This window comes from Leifsonia sp. HAY1-4F (genome assembly GCF_056755275.1).
Window position 1 is genome coordinate 1 of record NZ_JBNDHX010000767.1, and the last position, 228, is coordinate 228.

1 pseudogene is annotated in these 228 nt (G+C 73.2%); it reads left to right on the forward strand.

What is annotated here, in order from left to right:
* Positions 1-228, forward strand: a pseudogene (locus ACPYOG_RS21275) (hypothetical protein); the annotation flags it as partial.

The window sequence follows — 228 nt, forward strand, 5'->3', positions numbered from 1 at the left end:
GTTCTATCCGTTCCTCTACGACACGCTCCTCGTGCCCGAGGCCGGGATGGTCGCTGTGCTGACCGTGCGGACCCTCATGTACTTCGTGATCCTGGGCTGGACGATCGCCGCGCTGTGGCGGCGGCGTCCCCGCCAGGAGGCGGCCGACGACCTCGTTCCCGCGCACGCGTGGCCGTTCCACCCGGCGCCGGGAGCGCATCCCGAGCCGGTCGGCGGCGCGGCGCGCTG